We start from the raw sequence: 19,856 nt of genomic DNA, 5'->3' as shown, positions 1-19,856 counted from the left end.
ATTCGGTTTCCTCAATAAACAGCTTCCCTCCGCCGGTATTATCCGGACTCAGGTGCAAAGGGTGTAATCTCAGCCCGTTTTCAACAGGCACCCCTAGCATATTGAAAATTATCCTATCACTTTTTTGCTAATGGAGATAAATAGGTTAACAATTATCAATGGAGGACATGGGTAATGGGTAATAGGTAATGGGGGATGGGTAATCAGGGAAATAATTTATTTTGATGGATACGTTACGCTAATACTTTCAAATCCTAATTTCAATTACCAATTACCAATTACCCATTCCCAATTACCCATTCCCAATTACCCATTCCCAATTACCCATTCCCAATTACCCATTCCCAATTACCAATTCCCAATTCCCAATTACCAATTACCCATTCTCAATGTCCAAGAAAAAATATCGCTACATCATTTTTTATAAACCTTATGGTGTTCTGAGCCAGTTTTCTAAGGACAATCCAGAACAAAGTACTCTTCAAGATTATATTTCAGTCAAAAATGTGTATCCTGTAGGACGTTTAGATACTGACAGTGAGGGTTTATTATTATTAACGAACCACGGACAGTTACAACATCGCCTTTGTCATCCTCAGTTTGGGCATTGTCGCACTTATTGGGTGCAAGTAGAAGGTATTCCGGATGCAACTGCTTTAAATAAGTTAGAACAAGGTGTGGTAATTAAAAATTACCGTACTCAACCAGCAAAAGTACAATTCTTATCGGAAGAACCACTTTTAGCCGATCGCATTCCCCCGATTCGTTTTCGCAAAAATGTACCTACAGCGTGGTTGGAAATGACTCTGAGTGAAGGGAAAAATCGTCAAGTCCGTCGTATGACTGCATCTGTGGGATTTCCTACCTTACGGCTGGTACGAGTCCAAATAGCACACCTCAAATTAGATACTTTAGAATTGGGACAATGGCGCGACCTTACAAAGGAAGATGTAAAAATTTTACATGACTTAGTATTTTCTAATAGTTCGCTACCAAATAAAAGGGTATAACAACCATCACCCCATTAAGTCAATATTTGATTAAAATTCGTAATAAGTAAGTTATTTACTAAAAAAATATATTTAATCAGATTAAGGTATTGAATATACCGATAAAAAACCAAATAATAAAGTGATTTATTTGACAATTTAATCTAAAATTTTCTCCAAATACTTCTGACTAAATTTGTCCTAGAAGCTGTATAATACTAATTTTTTATTCTTAATCAACTTATTGCTAATGTTGGGGTGCATTCCTATTATGAGTCTAAATCAGTCATTCAACTGCTATCAAACTCACCAAAGACAAAATCTTGTATCTGCAAAATCTTCAAGCTTGGAACTTGTGCCTGAAATCACCTCGAATTTAGAAATTTACACGACGGAAGCTTTGCGTCGTATTCAAGAAGAATTGGATTGGTATCGTAATTTATATGACCAAAATCCCGGTATCAATTTTACTGTAGATTCTGCCGGAATGATTTTGTCTGTAAATCAATTTGGTGCAAAGCGTTTGGGTTATTTACCCCCTGATTTGCATCAAACATTAATTTTTAATATATTTGCTTTTTTTGAACGGGAAAAATTATCCGATTTATTCACAAGATTGTTAAACAATTCCTCAGAAAAAGTCGAAGATGGAGAATTTTGTTTAAATTGTCCGGACAGTCAAATTATTTGGCTTAAAATCAAAGCCAGAAAATTACTGGATAGACAGCAAAATCCGATCATTTTGATCGATTGTGAAGATATTACTGCTTATAAACTTGCTCAAGCTTCAAATTTAAAGGAGAATAGTTTCCTGGAATTAGCTGCTCGCATACCAGTTATGTTATGGATGACGGATGATAAGGGAGTGCATAACTTTTTTAATTCTTGTTGGTTAAAGCTTACCGGACGTAAAATTGAGCAAGAATTGGGCTTGGGATGGTTAGATAATTTACATCTTGAAGATAAAAATGCATATTTATCAACCTACTTTCAAGCAATCAAACAAAAAGAAAAGTTTCAAATACAATATCGTTTAAAAAGTGCTGATGGTGATTATCGTTGGATTTCCGATAAGGGTGTACCTCGATTTTCATCTGATAATGAATTTATTGGTTATATCGGTTGTTGTATTGATATTACTGAATGTAAAAAAGCTGAAGTGGCAATTAGGGAAAGTCAAATAGCCGCACAAGCTCAATTAGAAGAGATGGAATCTCTCAACCGTCTTAAAGATGAATTTTTAAGTACAGTATCCCACGAATTACGCACGCCCTTAACTAATATGAAAATGGCGATTCAAATGTTGGGAATTAAGTTAGAAAAAGAACATTTACCTTCTGACACATCTCAATCAGTTAATTATTTCAACAATCATTCCAAAATATCTCGTTATTTTGAAATATTAAATAATGAATGCGAACGAGAAATCAACTTGATTAACAATTTTCTCGATTTACAGCGACTCGATACTAATGCTAAACCATTGGTATTGGAAAAAATTGAAGTATCTCAATGGCTGGAGCGAGTAATTGAATTATATAATACACGCAACCGTAACTGCTGTCGGCAAAGATTAAAGTTAGAGATGGAATCTCATTTACCGTCTATAATTTGCGATCCGTTCAGTTTAGAACGCATTTTAGTAGAGTTGCTGACTAATGCTTGTAAGTTTAGTCCAATTAATCAAGAAATTATTGTTAAGGCTCAGATAAAATCTGATAATATTCAGTTTCAAGTGATCAACACTGGCGCGGAAATTCCTACTGCTGAATTACCGCGTATTTTTGATAAGTTCTATCGGATTCCCAGTAATGACCCTTGGAAACAAGGAGGTACCGGGTTAGGATTAGCATTGGTACAAAAACTGACCAAGCATTTAGACGGATTTATTGAGGTGGAAAGCGGTTCTAATCGTACAATATTTTCTATTCAATTACCTCTTGAGAGATAATTTATCGTTTCGATAACTGCTTTTTATTACTCGTCAGATGTTTGTTCCCTAGGGAATCATAATTTTGTATTGCATATCCGGAAAATTATCCTACAATTAATTTGCCTACATTTCAAAGTTATAGTTAATATACGTCACAATTAAAATAGTTATACTTTTTTACATGGTAGAACCAAAAATATCAACATTTGCTTTGCCATCGGCAATGCGGTTAATCTACCATTAATCAACGCCGGCGTAACGATTACAAGCACAAATGAGCGGGAGTTAAGGACGCGGATATAATGCTGATTTGTCCTCAGTGCAATTTTGAAAATCCTAATAGCAACAAATTTTGTCAGAACTGTGGCGCATCCTTAACTGAAAAGGAATGTCAACAGTGTGGTGTTTTCCTCCCTCTGAATGCAATCCAGTGCCACAGTTGCGATACGGTTTGTTCCGAAATTTGGTTGGCGATCGCCATCAAAGAAGGTACGGAAGTTGTAGGAATAGATGAGGAGGAAACCGAAGAACAAGCAGTACAAGAACAAGGAGAACAAACAGAGGAACTAGAAAATACAGAAAATTTGCCTCAACAAACTCCTAATTTATTTGCAACAGGTTCTTATTTAGATTGTGAAAAACGCTATCAAATGCTTGAACCATTGCCAGCTTTCTTTGAAAATGCTGTGAATGCTCAAGCCTCTGTGAAAGTGATCGATTGTCAACCTTATCAAGTGTCGCCAATCAAGGCAATGTTGGCAAATCCACAATTTCAGGAGTCGATAAATCCATCCGTAACGAAAGCTCAAATTCCCAGCCTTGCTAAAACTTATATTGCCTTACAACCCTACTTGAACCTGGGAATTCCCTATATTCATGATGCATGGCAACTGGGGAATATGCAGGTGATTGTACTTGAAGACCGTTCTGATTGGGTTTATTTATTAGAACTATGGCAAGATGATAAAATTACATCGTTGCAGATTACACATTATTTTTATCAGATGACTCAGTTGTGGGATTTGCTCGAACCGTTCAATTGTCGTCAAAGTCTTCTAGATTTAACTAATTTACGAGTTGATGAAGACCAGTCGTTAGTGTTGCAACGTCTATGCGTAGATATACGCAAAAAGTCAGAATCATCCCCAGAGCAAGAAGAATTACCTACCATCAAAGCTTTAGGAAAGATTTGGCAAGCATTATTTAGCCAATCCCAACGCACTCAATTTGGTCAGTTATTAGAACTGTTAGGAAATTTGGAATCGGGTAAAATTGCCACAACTGAAGAATTGCGATCGCACTTGCAATTAATTTCTCAAGAGTTGCAAGGGGAGTCGAAGCAAAGCGAAAATAATGTAGAAAATAATTTGAGTATTGATTGCTGCGAAGATGAAGAAATTTCCCATCCGACAATTTTACAGCTAGATGAATTAGAGCAAAGTCCAACAAAAATTGACGATACACCCACAATAGTTCTGCCGATGCAGCTAGCAAGCTTAGAAAATGCAGGGTTGACTGATGTCGGAAAACAACGCGATCATAACGAAGACTATTTTGGCATTGAAACAAAAATTCATAAAGTCGATCTGCCCAAAAGTCGAGTAGCAGGAGCGCGGGGCTTGTATATTCTTTGCGATGGCATGGGAGGACACGCAGGTGGTGAAGTTGCTAGCGAGTTAGCAGTAAGTACTTTACGGCAGTATTTTGAAGAACATTGGCAATCAGAGGGACTACCCAGTGAAGAAGTTATCCGGGAAGGAGTTCTTCAAGCCAATCAAGCGATTCACGAGGTTAACCAGCAAGATGCTCGTTCTGGTGTGGGTCGTATGGGTACTACATTAGTGTTAGTTTTAATACAGGATACTCGTGTAGCGGTGGCTCATGTGGGCGATAGTCGTCTTTATCGGGTAACTCGTAAAGGGGGTTTAGAACAGATAACAGTAGATCATGAAGTAGGTCAAAGAGAAATTTCTCGTGGGGTTGAATCGAGCATTGCTTACTCTCGTCCAGATGCTTATCAGCTAACTCAAGCTTTGGGACCTAGAGATAATAATTTTATTGCTCCGGAGGTACAGTTTTTAGAAATTAATGAAGATTCGCTGTTTGTTCTGAGTTCGGATGGTTTATCGGATAACGATTTATTGGAAAAATACTGGCAGACTAATTTGCTGAATTTAATCAGTTCGGAAGCCAATTTAGAAAAGGGTGTAAGAGATTTAATTGAATTAGCTAACCAATATAACGGTCATGATAATATTACCGTTGTACTTGTCCGAGCCAAAGTCCGTCCAAATTTAGACAGTCAAATCATAGATAATTTATGAATAATTAATATGAATAATTAATAATAAATTTATCTTGTTTTAGCTATAGCTGGGTTTTCGGAGTTTCTAAAATCTCAAATCTGATAATTTAGCTCAAAGTTATGATAGATAAGTAGTTACACCAAATTCAATATATATATATACGTCAGTTCAAGCTTTAAAAAGTCGGGTTTTTTATCTTAAATATTCGTAAAACCAGATAACCATTATAAAAACTCGACTTCTCACCTCACGTATAAATATTTTTGCATCCCTACTTACCTAGATAATCTGTGCTTAAATTAAGACATTGATAATTTCAAGTTTTTCTGTTTTTCTCTTTATCACTCATCCTTAATAATTTATAGTTCCTAAGTATCGTGATTACTCTAACCCTATTAGAAGCACAAAACAAAACCCCGCTAAAAAATTGGTGCTTTGATGAATCTTCGGTAATTCGGGTTGGACGAGCGGCAGATAATGATATTGTTCTCGATAGTAATTTAGTTTCTCGATATCATTTAGAACTGAGAAATAACAATTATAAAGGTAATGTTGATGATTGGGAAATTATTAGCAACGGTACCAATGGCACGTTTTTAAATGGTGTTTTAGTTACTCGCATCCAGTTAACGGGTGATTGTTTGCTGCAATTAGCCCGGGGTGGTCCAATTTTGAAACTTGAACTTTTACCCGAACTACAACAGCAATCGACATCTGCGAAAAAACCTGTAGCTGCACCTACAAGCTGCACCCATGAAGGAAATTCCCCCGATAATCTATTTTGCATTTATTGCGGTAAACCTCTATCGGTACAGCTAACAATTCGTCACTATCAAGTATTACGAACATTAGGACAGGGAGGGATGGGAACTACCTACCTAGCTTGGGACCCCATAGGTATAACTACGGCCCGTCCCCAATTATTAGTGCTTAAACAAATGAATGCCGATATGGCAAAAATTGCCAAAGCACAAGAGTTATTCCAACGAGAAGCCGATACTTTAGGATTGCTCAGCCATCCGGGAATCCCTAAGTATTATGACTTTTTTGTGGAAGACAAGAAAAAATACTTGGCGATGGAGTTAATCCACGGGCAAGATTTGGAAAAATTTGTTTATCGCAAGGGACCTGTAACTTTAAATCAAGCCATTGAATGGATGATCCAAACTTGCGATATTTTGGATTATTTACACAGTCAAAATCCACCGTTGATTCACCGGGATATCAAACCGGCTAATCTCATGGTGCGAAATTTTGACAATCGTATAGTTGTGCTGGATTTTGGCGCTGTGAAAGAAATTGGTACTGCACCAGGAACTCGTATCGGTGCAGAAGGATATTGCGCTCCCGAACAAGAGCGGGGACAGCCCCTAACTCAATCGGATTTATACGCTGTTGGACCAACTTTAATTTTTCTACTCACAGGGGAGAATCCATTCAAATTTTATCGTCAGCAAGGACGAAGTTTTCGGTTTGATGTAGCCAAGGTTCCCACTATTACCCCCATGTTAAAAGAAGTAATCGACAAGGTTACAGAACCTCTACCACGGGATAGATATCAAACCTCAAAAGAACTTGCAGCAGCATTAGCAGCCTGTAGTTGAATTTTACTATCTTAAGAAGGATGAAATAATTTCTACTCGGCGGTTCAACCCGCACTCAGGCAGATTAGAGATATACATTCCACATAATGGTGGAGTTTCTAGCCCTTGTAATAACGACTTATAGTCGCCATATACTTTCAGACATCCTCTGTGACTTCATATTTTATTCTTCATCCCATCCTTCTACTGCCAGCAATTCCTTAACAGGATCTTGCATAGTAAATCCGAAATCAACCAATTCGCGTTTCCAGTGTTGCCACTCGTCGCCGTAAAGCAAAGCAATTTTCCAAATGCTATCTGTCGGCTTGATAATATTTGAATCTACGAGCGATTGAACATTGCGTTGCAATTTCACCATTGGGTGAATTACTTGTTGAGTCATAACCTCAAATGAAATAAGACTGAAAGTTTAGGTAAATGCTTGAATCAAAAATGCTTTCCGTTTTGCAATTATGGTCTCTGCGTAGAGTTTTGTAATGCACGCAAAGCAAGTCTCACTATTCTTGAATATAGCACAATTAATTCCACATAGTTACTGTTAATTTTGGTTTTGTTCGGTAATCACTACTAACAAACTTTTGAACGCAGCAAAAGCCATTAAAATTACTTATCAAACTAATCAACTTGTCAGCAACCTCGCAGATTTCGCACAATTAAAGAAAATGTTTCCTCTTGTGCTGCCTAATTCAATACAATATGTACAAATCATGACAAATGCGATTGATAGCAGGGAATTTGTAACACGATTTCACATGGCGGTGAACATGAATAGTGAGTTGTGAATAATCACCGTTTTTATTAATCGTTATCTACATTATCGCAAACATCTAGATTTTGATCAGATATAAACAGTTTCTTTATAATATTTTAACAATTGCTCATCTCTGGTACTGTCTCAGAGAGAACATTAGATCAGTCACACTCCCAGCCAAGAAGTAGATACAAGGTTTTATGTTTGTTTGTTCGATATTATGGAATTAATAATAGTTGATGAATTTGATGAAATTGTCAATGTTTGATTTATATGAAATTATCTGTAATTTTGTGTTAGGTGAAAGCTTCTACTTTGGTAATTGGGGCGACTTTGTTTGACAAAATATAGTGATAGTTTTGCTGCGGTATTGGTATGCTAAAAACGAAAAAAATTTTTCAATTAAACTACAAACGAAAGTATTTTTTAATTTTTTGCTCCCATCATAATTAATGAAATGGACTACTAGTACTCCGCCACATAAGTTATGAGGGGTACCCGGTAGTGCGAGCCGGAAAGCTCGCTAGCTACTACAAGGGAGCGAGACGCTCCCACTACGAGTGTGTTAACCATCAAAATTAATGTGGCGGGGTACTAGTGGTCCGCCACATAAGTTATGAGGGGTAATCAATGTAATATTGTAGGTTGGGCTGAACGTAGTGAAGCCCAACACCCGCGTTGGGTTGCGCTTCGCTTAACCCAACCTACGAAGAGGTATTTTAACTCCTCAAAATTAATGTGGCGGAGTACTAGTGGTCCACCACATAAGTTATGAGGGGTAATCAATGTAATATTGTAGGTTGGGCTGTTCGCGCAAGCGTTGCGAAGCAAAACGTAGTGAAGCCCAACACCCGCGTTGGGTTGCGCTTCGCTTAACCCAACCTACGAAGAGGTATTTTAACTCCTCAAAATTAATGTGGTGGAATACTAGTAGTTCATTTCATTAAATTTGACGGTTTGTATTTTAGTCCTATTTATAGGACTTTTACCATTAGACGGGGAATTACATTCCCCGGCGGATTGGGATAAAAACCCGTCATAATCAATGAAAAGAAATACTACTGATCTGTCCCATTAATTTTGGTGGGTAATTGACCACTACAAGCGAAAGTATTTTTTAATTTTTTGCTGACTTTATAGCAATAACATTTAGACTAATTAAGGTATCAGATATTCTTAAGCTGCTGCAATCTTGAAATAAACCAAATTCTGATACGGGTTCATATTGTTGAAAACCGACTTCTTCCAAATACAAAGCTAAAATATCAAAATCAAACCCGACTTTATGAACATCATGTTCATTAGTTTGTCCCCCAAACATAATCCGCATAAGGTGATGTTTCTCTAAAGGTACGAGAGAGGGATGCAGATACAACCAACAAAGAGTTTGTAAATTAGGTACACTGATATAAAGTTTACCTTCTGGTTCTAGAACACGGTGCCATTCAGAAAGAGTATTGAGCAATTCATTATTTAGACCATAATAAAAATGTTCTAAAACATGGCTAGCATAAATTGCTGCAATCGAATTATCTTTAAACTGTTGTAAATTAGCTGCATCACCGATAAAATCAACTTCTTCTCGTGGTTCAATATCGAGAATTTTCCATTCAGCATGAGGTTGTTTACCTCCGATATGAAGTTTAATTGGTGTCATAATAATTGTAAATAACAGTTAAAAATTTAGCTTTTTTAAAAACTAGTGCTAGTACAGGACTAAACATCTATGCTACAGATGACTTGAAACTTTGCATTTAAAGGCAAAGGAACGCAAAGTATTTGTTTGAGATTATGGCTAGCAAGGTATTTGAGTATAATTCCAGAAATCAGCTATTCACAGTATATAAAGTTCTTAATGCTGTTTTAACATCATCCTAGGGGTAAGTGTCAACTATTACATCACCAATTCAATAATAAATCTATCTACTTTCTCATGTTTCAATTGGGATTTTTATGGTAATTTAGGAGATATTCAATCAATACTAAATGGTATTGTTGTGAAAAAAGTGTTTATAATTTTTTGCTTTGTTTGATAAGTAATAAATAAAAGTGATGAATATTGAAGCAGCCATCATTGAGAATTTGCGAGTATTGCCTGAAGAAAAACAACAAGAAGTTTTAGACTTTGTAGAATTTCTTAAAGCTAAAAATCTGTTAAAAAGTTCTTCGCGTAAAATAAAAGGAATGTGTGCAGACCTTGACGTTCACATTTCAGAAGAAGATATTACACAAGCACGTCGTGAAATGTGGGGAAACTTTCCTAAAGAGGATATTTCATGACTGCTGTAGTCGCGGATACACATACAATAATTTGGTACATAGTAGAACCACAAAGATTATCAACAAATGCTTCATTAAGACTTGACCAAGCTTCAAATACAGGACAATCAATTTACATATCTACCATCTCAATTGTTGAAATTTCTTATTTAGTAGAGAAAAATAGATTACCGGAACTTGTACTTCAACGCTTGCTAAGTGTTTGTGATACTTCAAACGCATCAATTGTTAGCGTATCGCTGAATAGAACTATAGCTGAAGTTCTACGACAAATTAATCGTGATACCGTACCAGATATGCCCGATCGAATTATTGCAGCAACAGCACTTTATCTCAATTTGCCACTAGTTACGCGGGATGCAAAAATACAGGCTTTGGCAGAAATTGATACGATTTGGTAAAAATCCCTGAGTATTTTTGAAAGATGCCCGGTTTCTTCTATATTTACCTGGCGCGAATATAATTCACCCACATTTGCTCGTAAGCTTTCTCCATTTCACGGGTAAATTGTTTAGCATTCCATAATGGTGCAGTTTGACGAGATTGTCTGAGCTTCCAAGAAATTTCTTGTCTTAATTTGGCATCTTTCCCCAAACGAATTCCCCATTCGATATACTCTTCATCCGTCCAAGCAATGCCTTCGGTTATACCAGCATTCATCATCATCGTGTAGCTGTTACGAGCGGCAAATTGTTCGCCAACTCTTGTTACTAAAGGAACGCACATCCAAAGAGTTTCCAATGTTGTTGTAGCACCGTTATAGGGGTAAGTGTCAAGTACGACATCAGCAATTGCTAAATTAGCGCGGTGAGTTGCTTCTGTAGGAGATAAAGGTAAAAAACGTAGTTGAGATGAAGAGACACCTTCTCCCTCAGCAACAGTTTCAAAAAACTCTTGTGAAGAATCTTTATCCGCAAAACCTTTTATCAACAAATAACTATTGGGGGTTTCTTTTAAAATCTTCATTTGCAAACGTAGATTTGGGAGATTGATTTTATAGCTACTTTGCACCATAAAGAAAATAATAGCATCGCCAGAAATTCCTAAGTCTTCTCTTCGCAATGTGGGTACATCTACTTCAAAACCATCTACCGCAATGTAAGTTTGAGGTAAACGCCAGATTTTTTCGCTGTAGTAATCTTCAGCATCGGATGGTAAAACATAAGGATCGGCAATAAAATAATCTATGCTAGGTAATCCAGAAGCATCCCAACCTAACCAAGTTACTTGAATTGGAGCGGCTTTCGCAGCCATAATTTTTCCTTGAATATCAAGGGTAATGCTATCTAAATCTATAAGTATATCAATCTCATCAAGTTGAATTTTCTCCCATATTTGATTATCATTATGAGCAAATGTATAAAATTTGTATGAGCGATCAAAAAAATTTATCTGTGTAAAATCAGATGTTTTATGATAATTATTAATAGAATAAGTATATATTTTAAATTTGTCTGGATTATGATATCTAAAAATCCATCGACTTAGCCAACCTACGGAATGTTTCTTTAAGCAGTGGGAGATATAGCCGATTTTTAAAATTTTCTTTTTAATATTATTCGTTTTTGTGATAATATTTTTTTGCAAATAGCCATAGTTATTTTGAACTATTTGAGCAATTTCGTTTTGAAAATGACGATTTTGTCTGGCATTGTCTTCAAAATACGGTAAGAAAAATGCAGCACAGTGCAAACGATTGTTAACTGTCTCTTCAATATTAGTAGGATTATCTGTAATCAAATTAGTTAAGATTGCTTTTTGATGCTGTAGTTGAGAATAGGACGTTTCCCAATCCCTACATTCTTTCTTTAATGCGCTAATGAATAAATGATTGGCAAAGACTTTTTCTGGTAATGTCTGTGCTAAATCATATGAATGTTTAGCGTTGACAATGCTTTTATCAAACTGGTGTGAGTCTTTATAGAAAAAGCTCAGATGTAACAGTAATTCCTGATTATTTGGTTCTAAAGCAATACATATTTCTGCCAAACGTGATGCTAGTAAAGGCTGTTTACGGTAATAAGCAATATCTATAGCAGACAACATTACAGCATCAATAAACTCTTCTCTATTTCCAGAATAATGTAAGCAGGCTTTTATAAAATCAAATATAAATTCTTCTATTTTCGGAAATCCTAATACATTTTTTAGTGTTGATAGTAATAAACTAATGTCTATCTCGTTCGCTTTATTACTTATTAATTCTATTATATCAAGAGATTCTATCAAGTCTTTTGTGAATTCTCCTACAATGATAGATAGATTAACTATATATAATAAATTATTAATATCATGTGGATTGATTTCTCGTAAGTGCTGTCGTAGTATCCACGCTAATTGGTATTCTTCTAAAGATTCTCTTCGATCTGCTTCTGTATTAATAACCGACGATAATTCCTGCGTCCATTGTTCAATTTCCTCTGGTTCTCCTTCTTGCATCCCCATAAACCAGGTCAACTGAGCTTGTTCTTGTTCGCCCTGAAGAAGTAGACACAAACCCAGATGCCAGTAATAAACTCTTGTATCAAATTCATTTGTAATCAGTTCTTCATAAAATCTAGCTGCTTGAATATAGTCTCCAGCTTGGAAATGCTTTTCTGCTAATTGTTGTAAGCTATTTTGTGGAGTAACGAAATTTAATGTTTGCATCTTAGTTTTTTCTAGTGTAAATGTTAGAAAGAGTGAATTAGTTTTTCTAATTCACTCTTGATTTAAAATTCAAATTCGACTTTGTATTTTAGCTCTTATTACTTAAGTGTCTTCGTACTAGTTGGGCAGGAATTACCTGCAATATCAGTGATACCAGCACCTACAGCATTGGTTTCACACATAAAGGCGATACTTGTATAGTCTGTGGTAGCGCTAGTTCCAGTACCTGAAGTGACTGCTAGTAAATGCACTTTACCTAAATAATCTTTTACAGGAGCAGTTATACCTGCTTTTCTCGCGGAATAGTTAACTACATAAACACTCGTTCCAGTATTTTTTTTAGCAGCCTTATAATCATAAAGTTCAGTCTGAGTTTTTATGCCAATACCTACCTCATTAACATCAGTAGTGAAATCACTATTTTCCAAAAAATATGCTTGTTGACCTCTATTCATTGAACCAATATAAGTTTTCGCTTCAGACTGTTTAGCCTTATTCGCTTGGTTCAAGAAAGAAGGTAAAGCAATAGCGGACAAAATCCCAATAATAATAATTACAACTAACAATTCAATTAAGGTAAAACCTTCGTCTTCTTTCTTATTACGAAGGATATTTTGTAAAAACTTTGCTTTAAGTTCGGTTTTCATTAGTGTTTCCTTTAAGTGGGGATGGGTTATTGAGTTCTAGATGTAACTTACCCACTTTGACTGAGAGAATTAACATTTTGGAAAAAAGTTTTTTGGGAAAACTGGAAACCTGGAATGGCAAGAGATTTTGTTACAGAATTACAGAAATGTAGTTATGTAGAAGAAAACCTACTGGTTCACCACATTATTTGTAGAGACGCGATATATCGCATCTCTACATGGGTTCGGGGATAAATGAACCAGCCAGAATTTATGACCTCTTACCCTCTAACATCACATAACCAAGACTTTCGAGCCTTAAAAATAACTGTTGCAGCATATAAAAGGCTTGACTTTGATCCGTAGGTTCTAAAGTAACCGGATCTAAAGGTCTAACTTGCTTCCAGCGCTCAGCCAAGTTTGTCATTGATTGAGGTTGTTCCAGCAAAGGAATTAAGCAAAATGACATGGAGCTATCTATACTCACGGAATCTTGAATTACTTGTAAGTGTTCGCTAATAATAAAAGGTCTGATTTCTGTAATACAGGATATTAGTTCTTCTCGAAATTTAGGAGTTTTTAATTGGGGATGTAGATGCACTTTTGCGTTTTCCCAGTTAGAATCAGTCCATTGTTCAACTGGTACAAATGATTGCGCTTGATTGGGATTTCCGCAGTATAAATCAAGTAAGCGATGTATCGGATGAAATAATTCAAATAAATGCAGTTTTTGCTCAGCAGAAAGTTCTGGTAAACTCATACCCAGAAAAGCAGGTAAATCATCAGGTTCTTTAAATAGAGCCATTAAATCCCACTGCCACCAATTAACCATCTTTATAAATTCTAAATTAGCAGCTTTCAAAAGTGAAAAGAATTCGGGAATAGTGGCTCCTTTATCTCCTACAAGCAATTGATTAGCTAATATAATATCTTTGCCATCAGCTTCATTATATTGAGAACTCCAAGTTTGAGCTTTAAGAGAAACACCATCTTTCAATGCGTTCATAATTTCCTGCACTATGCCAATTTCCATATCTTCTGGGTTATCGTTCATCAAACCCATAAATTTAAATAGATTTTGAGCGCGGAAAAAATTAGCCCTTTGCAGTGAACTGTGAAGATTGACACGCATAATACCATCGGGTTGCAAAACTGCTTTCATCGCTTGTAACCCTTTTACAGCATCAGGAAGCAGATAAAGTACATCATCGCAGTTTATATAATCAAATTTCACGCCTAGCTTGGGTAAATCCTCAAGAAAACTTACATGGAATTCTGTATTATCAAAACCGTGATGTTCCAACCGTTGCCGCGCTAATTTTACAGATTCTTCCGAAATATCAACACCAATAATTTTTGCTCCGGGATTCGCTTCTGCAAGTACAAGGGATTTATATCCACTACCACATCCAGCATCTAAAATGACTTTTCCTTTAGTATCTATAACTTTTTGATTTCTTAAATAATAAGCTGTTACTAAACTATGAATATAGAGCAAATTCGGTTTATCTTTAGGAGATTCATCAAGAGAAATTCTTGGATAAGGTGCGCTGTCAAATTGCTGACGAATTTTTTCTACTAAATCTGATGCTTGAGCTTGCATAAAATTTTCTCCTGATACTAAATTTTTTCTAGTCACGTTTGGACTTAGCATTCTAAGCCAACGGCTTACTCAAGCATTAGTATTCCCAGTTTTTCAGATTTCTAACATTCCATAAAGAAGTCGGGTTTTTTGTCCTGAAATATCTGTAATATCAGATAACTGTTATAAAAACCCAACTTTTCACCAACCGAAATATCTGTAATATAAGAGGTTGTTTGAAAAGTCTAATTTCTTTATCTGGCGGTTAAAACCGCGTCTACACAAACGAAACCCGTCTGCACGGGTTTATATTCACCGTTTCTGATAAAAATAATCGCAATTATTTATATTGTGTTGTCTTTAGGATTTATCTGGCGGTTGAAACCGCGTCTACACAAACGAAACCCGTCTGCACGGGTTTAAAATAGATTAAGTCCACGCAGGTGGACAATGCGGCGTGTAGTCGCGGTTTGAACCGCCGATGATTTTTCAAACATCCTCTAAGAGCGTGTTTATAAATAAAAAATAAAATTCTTGTAGGGTGTGTTAGATGCACGACTATGTTCTGCCCTCAACATATAATCTTAATACATCTAACGCGCCAACAACTTTTGGTGCGTTACGGCAAATTTTCACCTACTCTTTTTCCTATCGAATCCCAGAAAGCCGTAACACACCCTACATAAAACCCGACTTCTCACTCAACGAGGTATTTTCAATATGGTGGCAATCTCAACACCAGCAGAAACCAGAACTTTACTTGAAAACATTAGCTGGCAAACTTTCAAAGCCATGCTAACTGACATGGGAAGCTCAAGAAATACCAGACTCGCTTATGAAAACGGGACATTAGAAATCATGGCTCCAGATATGCCACACGAAAACTCAAATCGCGTTATTGAGGGTTTTGTGATCGCATTATGTGAAGAAATCGGCGAAGAGTACAAGCGTTCTGGCTCGCTAACTTTGACACGGGATGATTTAGAACGAGGTGGGGAACCAGATAGCAGCTACTATATACAAAATGAATACCGCGTTAGAAATAAGGAAAAAATAGACCTAAGCATCGATCCACCACCGGATTTAGTATTAGAAGTAGAGTATTCTAAACCGAAAGTAGATAAGTTTAAAATTTATGCTGCAATTGGTGTTCCTGAATTTTGGCGGTTTAATGGCAGTGTTTTACGAATTTATGTACTTAACGACGGACAATATTTAGAAGTAAAACAAAGCCCTACTTTTGGTACGGTACCTGTAAAGGAAATTCCTCGGTTTATTCAAGAAACTAGAATCAATGGTGAGATGGCTACAACCCGCGCTTTTCGGGCTTGGGTGAGAGAGCAGAATTCACCTGGCGGTTGAAACCGCTTCTACACGAACGAAACCCGTCTGCACGGGTTATTGTTAAATTAATTATAAAAAAGCGATATTGAGCCATTGCCATGACAATCAAACAAGAGGTTTTTGAAGCAATTGAACAACTACCAGAACAGCAGCTTGAAGATGTATTGCAATATATTAAACAGCTAGCAAGTATCCAAACAACAGTTACCAAGCCACTCACTCCCGTCAACGATCCCCTCGCTGACTTCATAGGTGTAGTCTCTCACGGCTCCCTAGCTACAAATTTAGACAACGAACTTTATGGCGATTAAGCTTTTTATTGATACATGGGGCTGGCTCACACTGCACGATAAAAGTGAACGCTATCACCTTGAAGCCACAAAAGCTTATCAAAGTGCGATCGCTAAAAATGGTCAAATTTATACCACTGACTATGTTCTTGACGAAACATTTACTTTCTTTTTTCGACGACTTCATGTAACTCGTGCTGAGCAATCGATGAAATCGCTACTGTCAGCCTTTTCAACCGATGATTTTTATTTAATTCGCATTACGGAAGAACGCTTTACCCAAACTCAATTACTCCGTTCTAAGTTTCTCGACAAGCCTCTCATCTCTTTCACTGATTTGACCTCAATGGTTGTCATGCAAGAATATGGCATTACAGCAATTCTTACCGAAGATGCTCACTTTACCCATGTAGGTATGGGTTTTGAGCTAGTTCCTTAATTGAAACTAAGCTGTTAAGTTAAGTCTCTAAATTGTATATACAAATTTTATCTGGCGCTTTGTTACCGCTTCTACACAAACGAAACCCGTCTGCACGGCTTATATTCACCGTTTATTTATAAACACCCTCTAAGAAAATTTAATTTCTAAAATCACAAGATAATAATATTTTCGTAATGTCCTAAGACGTTTCTTTCTGTAACACACCCTACAAGATTTATTAACAACCTATACACCAACCCCAAAAATTTGCTATACTCAATTAAACGTAGTCGTTATGAGTTTACTTTAATATATTATGACAAATCCAACGGTAGAAAACTTAGTAATTATCGGTTCAGGTCCTGCGGGTTACACGGCTGCTATTTACGCGGGACGTGCGAATCTCAAACCAGTTGTATTTGAAGGCTTTGAAGCTGGGGGATTACCTGGTGGACAATTAATGACAACTACTGAAGTCGAGAATTTTCCCGGTTTTGCTGCTGGAATTACTGGTCCGGAATTAATGGATCAAATGAAGGCACAGGCAGAACGCTGGGGGGCTGAGCTATATACTGAGGATGTAATTTCGGTTGATTTGAGTCAGCGTCCGTTTACAGTGCGCTCCTCTGAACGCGAGTTTAAAACTAATAGCATCGTAATTGCAACCGGGGCGACGGCGAAGCGTTTGGGTTTACCCAGCGAGCATCAATTTTGGAGTCGTGGCATATCAGCTTGTGCGATTTGTGACGGTGCAACTCCGTTGTTTCACGGTGCAAACTTAGCCGTAATTGGTGCTGGAGACTCGGCGGCAGAAGAAGCAATTTACCTGACTAAATACGGCGATACAGTGAACTTGTTAGTTCGTAGCGATAAAATGCGAGCTAGTAAAGCTATGCAAGACCGGGTTTTAAATAACCCGAAAATTATAGTGCATTGGAACACCGAAGCCATAGACGTGTTTGGTAATGAGAAGCACATGGATGGAATCAAAGTCCGGAACAACAAAACTGGCGAAGAAACCCAATTACACGTTAAAGGATTATTCTATGCCATCGGACATACACCCAATACATCATTATTTAAAGGGCAATTAGAACTGGATGATGTGGGTTACATTGTTACCAAACCCAACTCCGTAGAAACCAGTATAGAAGGCGTATTTGCTGCTGGGGACGTACAAGACCACGAATTTCGTCAGGCAATCACCGCAGCAGGTACAGGCTGTATGGCAGCAATGTTAGCGGAACGTTGGTTATCCTCTCAAGGATTGATTCAGGAATTCCGTCAACAGGTGGAAAACAACGAATTAAAGCCGCAACAAGAAGAAAAAACTACCGCCAATACTGAAGATGATTTTGACATTAAAGCTACCCGTCATCTAGGTGGTTATGCTCTGAGAAAAATATTTCATGATGGCGATCGCCCTTTGATGGTCAAGTACGTTTCTCCCGGTTGTGGTCCTTGTCATACCCTCAAACCGATATTAAATAAAGTAGTGGATGAATTTGAAGGTAAAATCCACTTTGTAGAAATTGACATTGACAAAGACCGAGAAATTGCCGAACAAGCAGGAGTAACCGGAACCCCTACAGTCCAAATTTTCAAAGATAAAGAATTGTTGCAAGAACTCAAGGGAGTGAAACAAAAGAGTCAGTATCGGCAACTATTAGAAAGCATTATCTAAAGGTTAAAGGTTGAAGGTTAGAGGTTAGAGGTTAAAGGTTAGAGGTTAAAGGTTGGAGGTTAGAGGTTAGAGGTTTAAGGTCAAAGGTTGTGAGGAGGGAGTAAGTATTTATACTTTTTGACAGGATTTTGTATATAAACCATAATACGCGGAGGCGTTTTAGGTTTAAAATAAATTCTTCATACTTACATAATGCCCCATTCTTGATTCCAGTAACCTCTAATCTAACCTTTAACCTTTGACCTTTGACCTTTAACCTTTGACCTTTGACCTTTAACCTTAAACCTTATAACTTATAAATCAACTTATGACCGTTGCTAAAGGTTTCCTGCCGAGATTTTTGCCTTTCATAAATAAAAAACCTACCCTTTCTCAACAGTTAATGTTGGTTGGGTTAACTATGACTTTGGTATTTATTTTTCTGGCATTGTTTGCTCCCATTCTTCAAAATGTGGGATTGCTGCAAGATCCAACTGAATTTCTGGATAACCCAATTCACACACCACCTTCATTAACACACTGGTTTGGTACGAGTCGCTTGGGTTACGATATCTTTTCTCGTACTGTGTTTGGCGCTCAAGCTGCATTACAGGTGGTCATCTTAGCTACAGCATTAAGTATGCTAGTTGGCGTGCCTTTGGGTATGTTGAGCGGCTATATTGGCGGTAGATTGGATAAAGTATTGCTATTTATTATGGATAGTATTTATACTTTGCCAGGATTACTGCTTTCGGTAACTTTGGCGTTTGTAGTGGGAAGGGGAATTTTAAATGCAGCCCTGGCGATTAGTATTGCCTACGTACCGCAATATTACCGAGTTGTTCGTAACCATACAGTGAGCGTAAAAACCGAAGTATTTATAGAAGCAGCACAAGCAATTGGTGCTAACACTTGGCAAGTACTTTCACGGTATTTATTTTTGAACGTAATTCAAAGCGTACCCGTATTATTCACCTTAAACGCCGCCGATGCAATCTTGGTTTTGGGTGGTTTGGGCTTTTTAGGATTGGGGCTTCCCGAAGAAGTACCAGAATGGGGACACGATTTGAAACAAGCCTTAGCTGCACTTCCTACAGGGATTTGGTGGACTACACTTTTTCCCGGATTAGCGATGACAACGATGGTAGTAGGGTTATCCCTACTCGGTGAAGGGTTGAATGAGTTTGTCAATCCCCGTTTAAGGAAACGACAATAAGTTAGTTAGGAGTTAGGAGTTAGGAGTTAGGAATTGGTAATTGGTAATTGGTAATTGGTAATTGGTAATTGGTAATTGGTAATTGGTAATTGGTAATTGGTAATTGGTAATTGGTAATTGGTAATTGGTAATGGGTAATTGGTAATTGGTAATTGGAAAATTCATAACTCCGGTGGTTTTCCCCCATCTCCCCATCCCCTTG

16 protein-coding genes, 1 pseudogene and 1 riboswitch are annotated in these 19,856 nt (G+C 37.1%); of the genes and pseudogenes, 11 read left to right on the top strand and 6 right to left on the bottom strand.

Annotation, left to right across the window (positions count from 1 at the left end; translation table 11 throughout):
* Positions 1–7: 7 nt before the first annotated feature.
* A riboswitch (TPP riboswitch) is annotated at positions 8–105 on the bottom strand.
* 284 nt (positions 106–389) lie between these two features.
* From IQ247_RS15095 to IQ247_RS15080, 4 genes are all read left to right on the top strand, one after another.
* The gene (locus tag IQ247_RS15095; protein WP_193921299.1) at positions 390–1,010 is read left to right on the top strand and encodes a pseudouridine synthase; all 621 of its coding nucleotides are present in this window, start codon (positions 390–392) and stop codon (positions 1,008–1,010) included.
* Between the two features lie 250 nt (positions 1,011–1,260).
* A complete protein-coding gene (locus IQ247_RS15090; RefSeq protein ID WP_193921297.1) occupies positions 1,261–2,940 on the top strand; it encodes a sensor histidine kinase in 1,680 nt (559 codons plus the stop codon).
* Between the two features lie 284 nt (positions 2,941–3,224).
* Entirely contained in the window at positions 3,225–5,246 is a 2,022-nt protein-coding gene (locus IQ247_RS15085) for a serine/threonine phosphatase (RefSeq protein ID WP_193921295.1), read from the top strand.
* Between the two features lie 359 nt (positions 5,247–5,605).
* Positions 5,606–6,832 (top strand): protein kinase domain-containing protein, encoded by a 1,227-nt coding sequence (locus IQ247_RS15080; protein WP_193921293.1) that lies wholly within the window; start codon positions 5,606–5,608, stop codon positions 6,830–6,832.
* Positions 6,833–6,995: 163 nt separating this feature from the next.
* On the opposite strand, the gene IQ247_RS15075 is transcribed toward IQ247_RS15080, so the two are convergent.
* On the bottom strand, positions 6,996–7,214 hold the full coding sequence (locus tag IQ247_RS15075) for a DUF4327 family protein (RefSeq protein WP_193921291.1): 219 nt from the start codon (positions 7,212–7,214) through the stop codon (positions 6,996–6,998).
* Positions 7,215–8,700: 1,486 nt separating this feature from the next.
* Positions 8,701–9,240, bottom strand: coding sequence for a class I SAM-dependent methyltransferase (locus IQ247_RS15070; RefSeq protein ID WP_193921289.1), 540 nt, complete (start codon positions 9,238–9,240; stop codon positions 8,701–8,703).
* A gap of 395 nt (positions 9,241–9,635) precedes the next feature.
* Here IQ247_RS15070 and IQ247_RS15065 point away from each other — a divergent pair, with 395 nt between their 5' ends.
* A complete protein-coding gene (locus IQ247_RS15065) occupies positions 9,636–9,863 on the top strand; it encodes a DUF2281 domain-containing protein (protein WP_193921287.1) in 228 nt (75 codons plus the stop codon).
* Complete coding sequence (locus tag IQ247_RS15060; protein ID WP_193921285.1) at positions 9,860–10,264, top strand: type II toxin-antitoxin system VapC family toxin; 405 nt, start codon at positions 9,860–9,862, stop codon at positions 10,262–10,264. Before IQ247_RS15065 ends, IQ247_RS15060 begins: the two co-directional genes overlap by 4 nt.
* 43 nt (positions 10,265–10,307) lie before the next feature.
* On the opposite strand, the gene IQ247_RS15055 is transcribed toward IQ247_RS15060, so the two are convergent.
* The 3 genes from IQ247_RS15055 to IQ247_RS15045 all read right to left on the bottom strand — a co-directional run bounded on the left by IQ247_RS15055 (position 10,308) and on the right by IQ247_RS15045 (position 14,741).
* Positions 10,308–12,512 (bottom strand): O-linked N-acetylglucosamine transferase, SPINDLY family protein, encoded by a 2,205-nt coding sequence (locus IQ247_RS15055; protein ID WP_193921283.1) that lies wholly within the window; start codon positions 12,510–12,512, stop codon positions 10,308–10,310.
* Positions 12,513–12,610: 98 nt separating this feature from the next.
* Positions 12,611–13,159 carry a type IV pilin-like G/H family protein gene (locus IQ247_RS15050; RefSeq protein WP_193921281.1) on the bottom strand — a complete coding sequence of 183 codons (549 nt, stop codon included), beginning with the start codon at positions 13,157–13,159 and terminating at the stop codon, positions 12,611–12,613.
* Positions 13,160–13,409: 250 nt separating this feature from the next.
* Positions 13,410–14,741: a class I SAM-dependent methyltransferase gene (locus tag IQ247_RS15045; protein WP_193921279.1), complete on the bottom strand. Its 1,332-nt coding sequence runs from the start codon at positions 14,739–14,741 to the stop codon at positions 13,410–13,412.
* A gap of 699 nt (positions 14,742–15,440) precedes the next feature.
* On the opposite strand from IQ247_RS15045, the gene IQ247_RS15040 reads away from it, so the two are divergent.
* The 5 genes from IQ247_RS15040 to IQ247_RS15020 all read left to right on the top strand — a co-directional run bounded on the left by IQ247_RS15040 (position 15,441) and on the right by IQ247_RS15020 (position 19,654).
* Positions 15,441–16,082 carry a Uma2 family endonuclease gene (locus tag IQ247_RS15040; RefSeq protein ID WP_193921277.1) on the top strand — a complete coding sequence of 214 codons (642 nt, stop codon included), beginning with the start codon at positions 15,441–15,443 and terminating at the stop codon, positions 16,080–16,082.
* Positions 16,083–16,162: 80 nt separating this feature from the next.
* Complete coding sequence (locus tag IQ247_RS15035; RefSeq protein ID WP_193921275.1) at positions 16,163–16,375, top strand: hypothetical protein; 213 nt, start codon at positions 16,163–16,165, stop codon at positions 16,373–16,375.
* The gene (locus IQ247_RS15030; protein ID WP_193921274.1) at positions 16,365–16,793 is read left to right on the top strand and encodes a type II toxin-antitoxin system VapC family toxin; all 429 of its coding nucleotides are present in this window, start codon (positions 16,365–16,367) and stop codon (positions 16,791–16,793) included. Before IQ247_RS15035 ends, IQ247_RS15030 begins: the two co-directional genes overlap by 11 nt.
* Positions 16,794–17,091: 298 nt before the next feature.
* On the top strand, positions 17,092–18,459 hold the full coding sequence (trxB, locus tag IQ247_RS15025; RefSeq protein WP_193921273.1) for a thioredoxin-disulfide reductase: 1,368 nt from the start codon (positions 17,092–17,094) through the stop codon (positions 18,457–18,459).
* Positions 18,460–18,766: 307 nt separating this feature from the next.
* The gene (locus IQ247_RS15020) at positions 18,767–19,654 is read left to right on the top strand and encodes an ABC transporter permease (RefSeq protein WP_193921272.1); all 888 of its coding nucleotides are present in this window, start codon (positions 18,767–18,769) and stop codon (positions 19,652–19,654) included.
* A 19-nt stretch (positions 19,655–19,673) separates the two neighbouring features.
* On the opposite strand, the pseudogene IQ247_RS15015 reads toward IQ247_RS15020, so the two are convergent.
* Positions 19,674–19,856, bottom strand: a pseudogene (locus IQ247_RS15015) (hypothetical protein); the annotation flags it as partial.

Source organism: Plectonema cf. radiosum LEGE 06105 (assembly GCF_015207665.1).
Lineage (GTDB): Bacteria > Cyanobacteriota > Cyanobacteriia > Cyanobacteriales > Nostocaceae > Rivularia > Rivularia radiosa_A.
The sequence above is the reverse complement of the archived record's forward strand: the minus strand, read 5'-3'. Positions and strand labels throughout refer to the sequence as shown.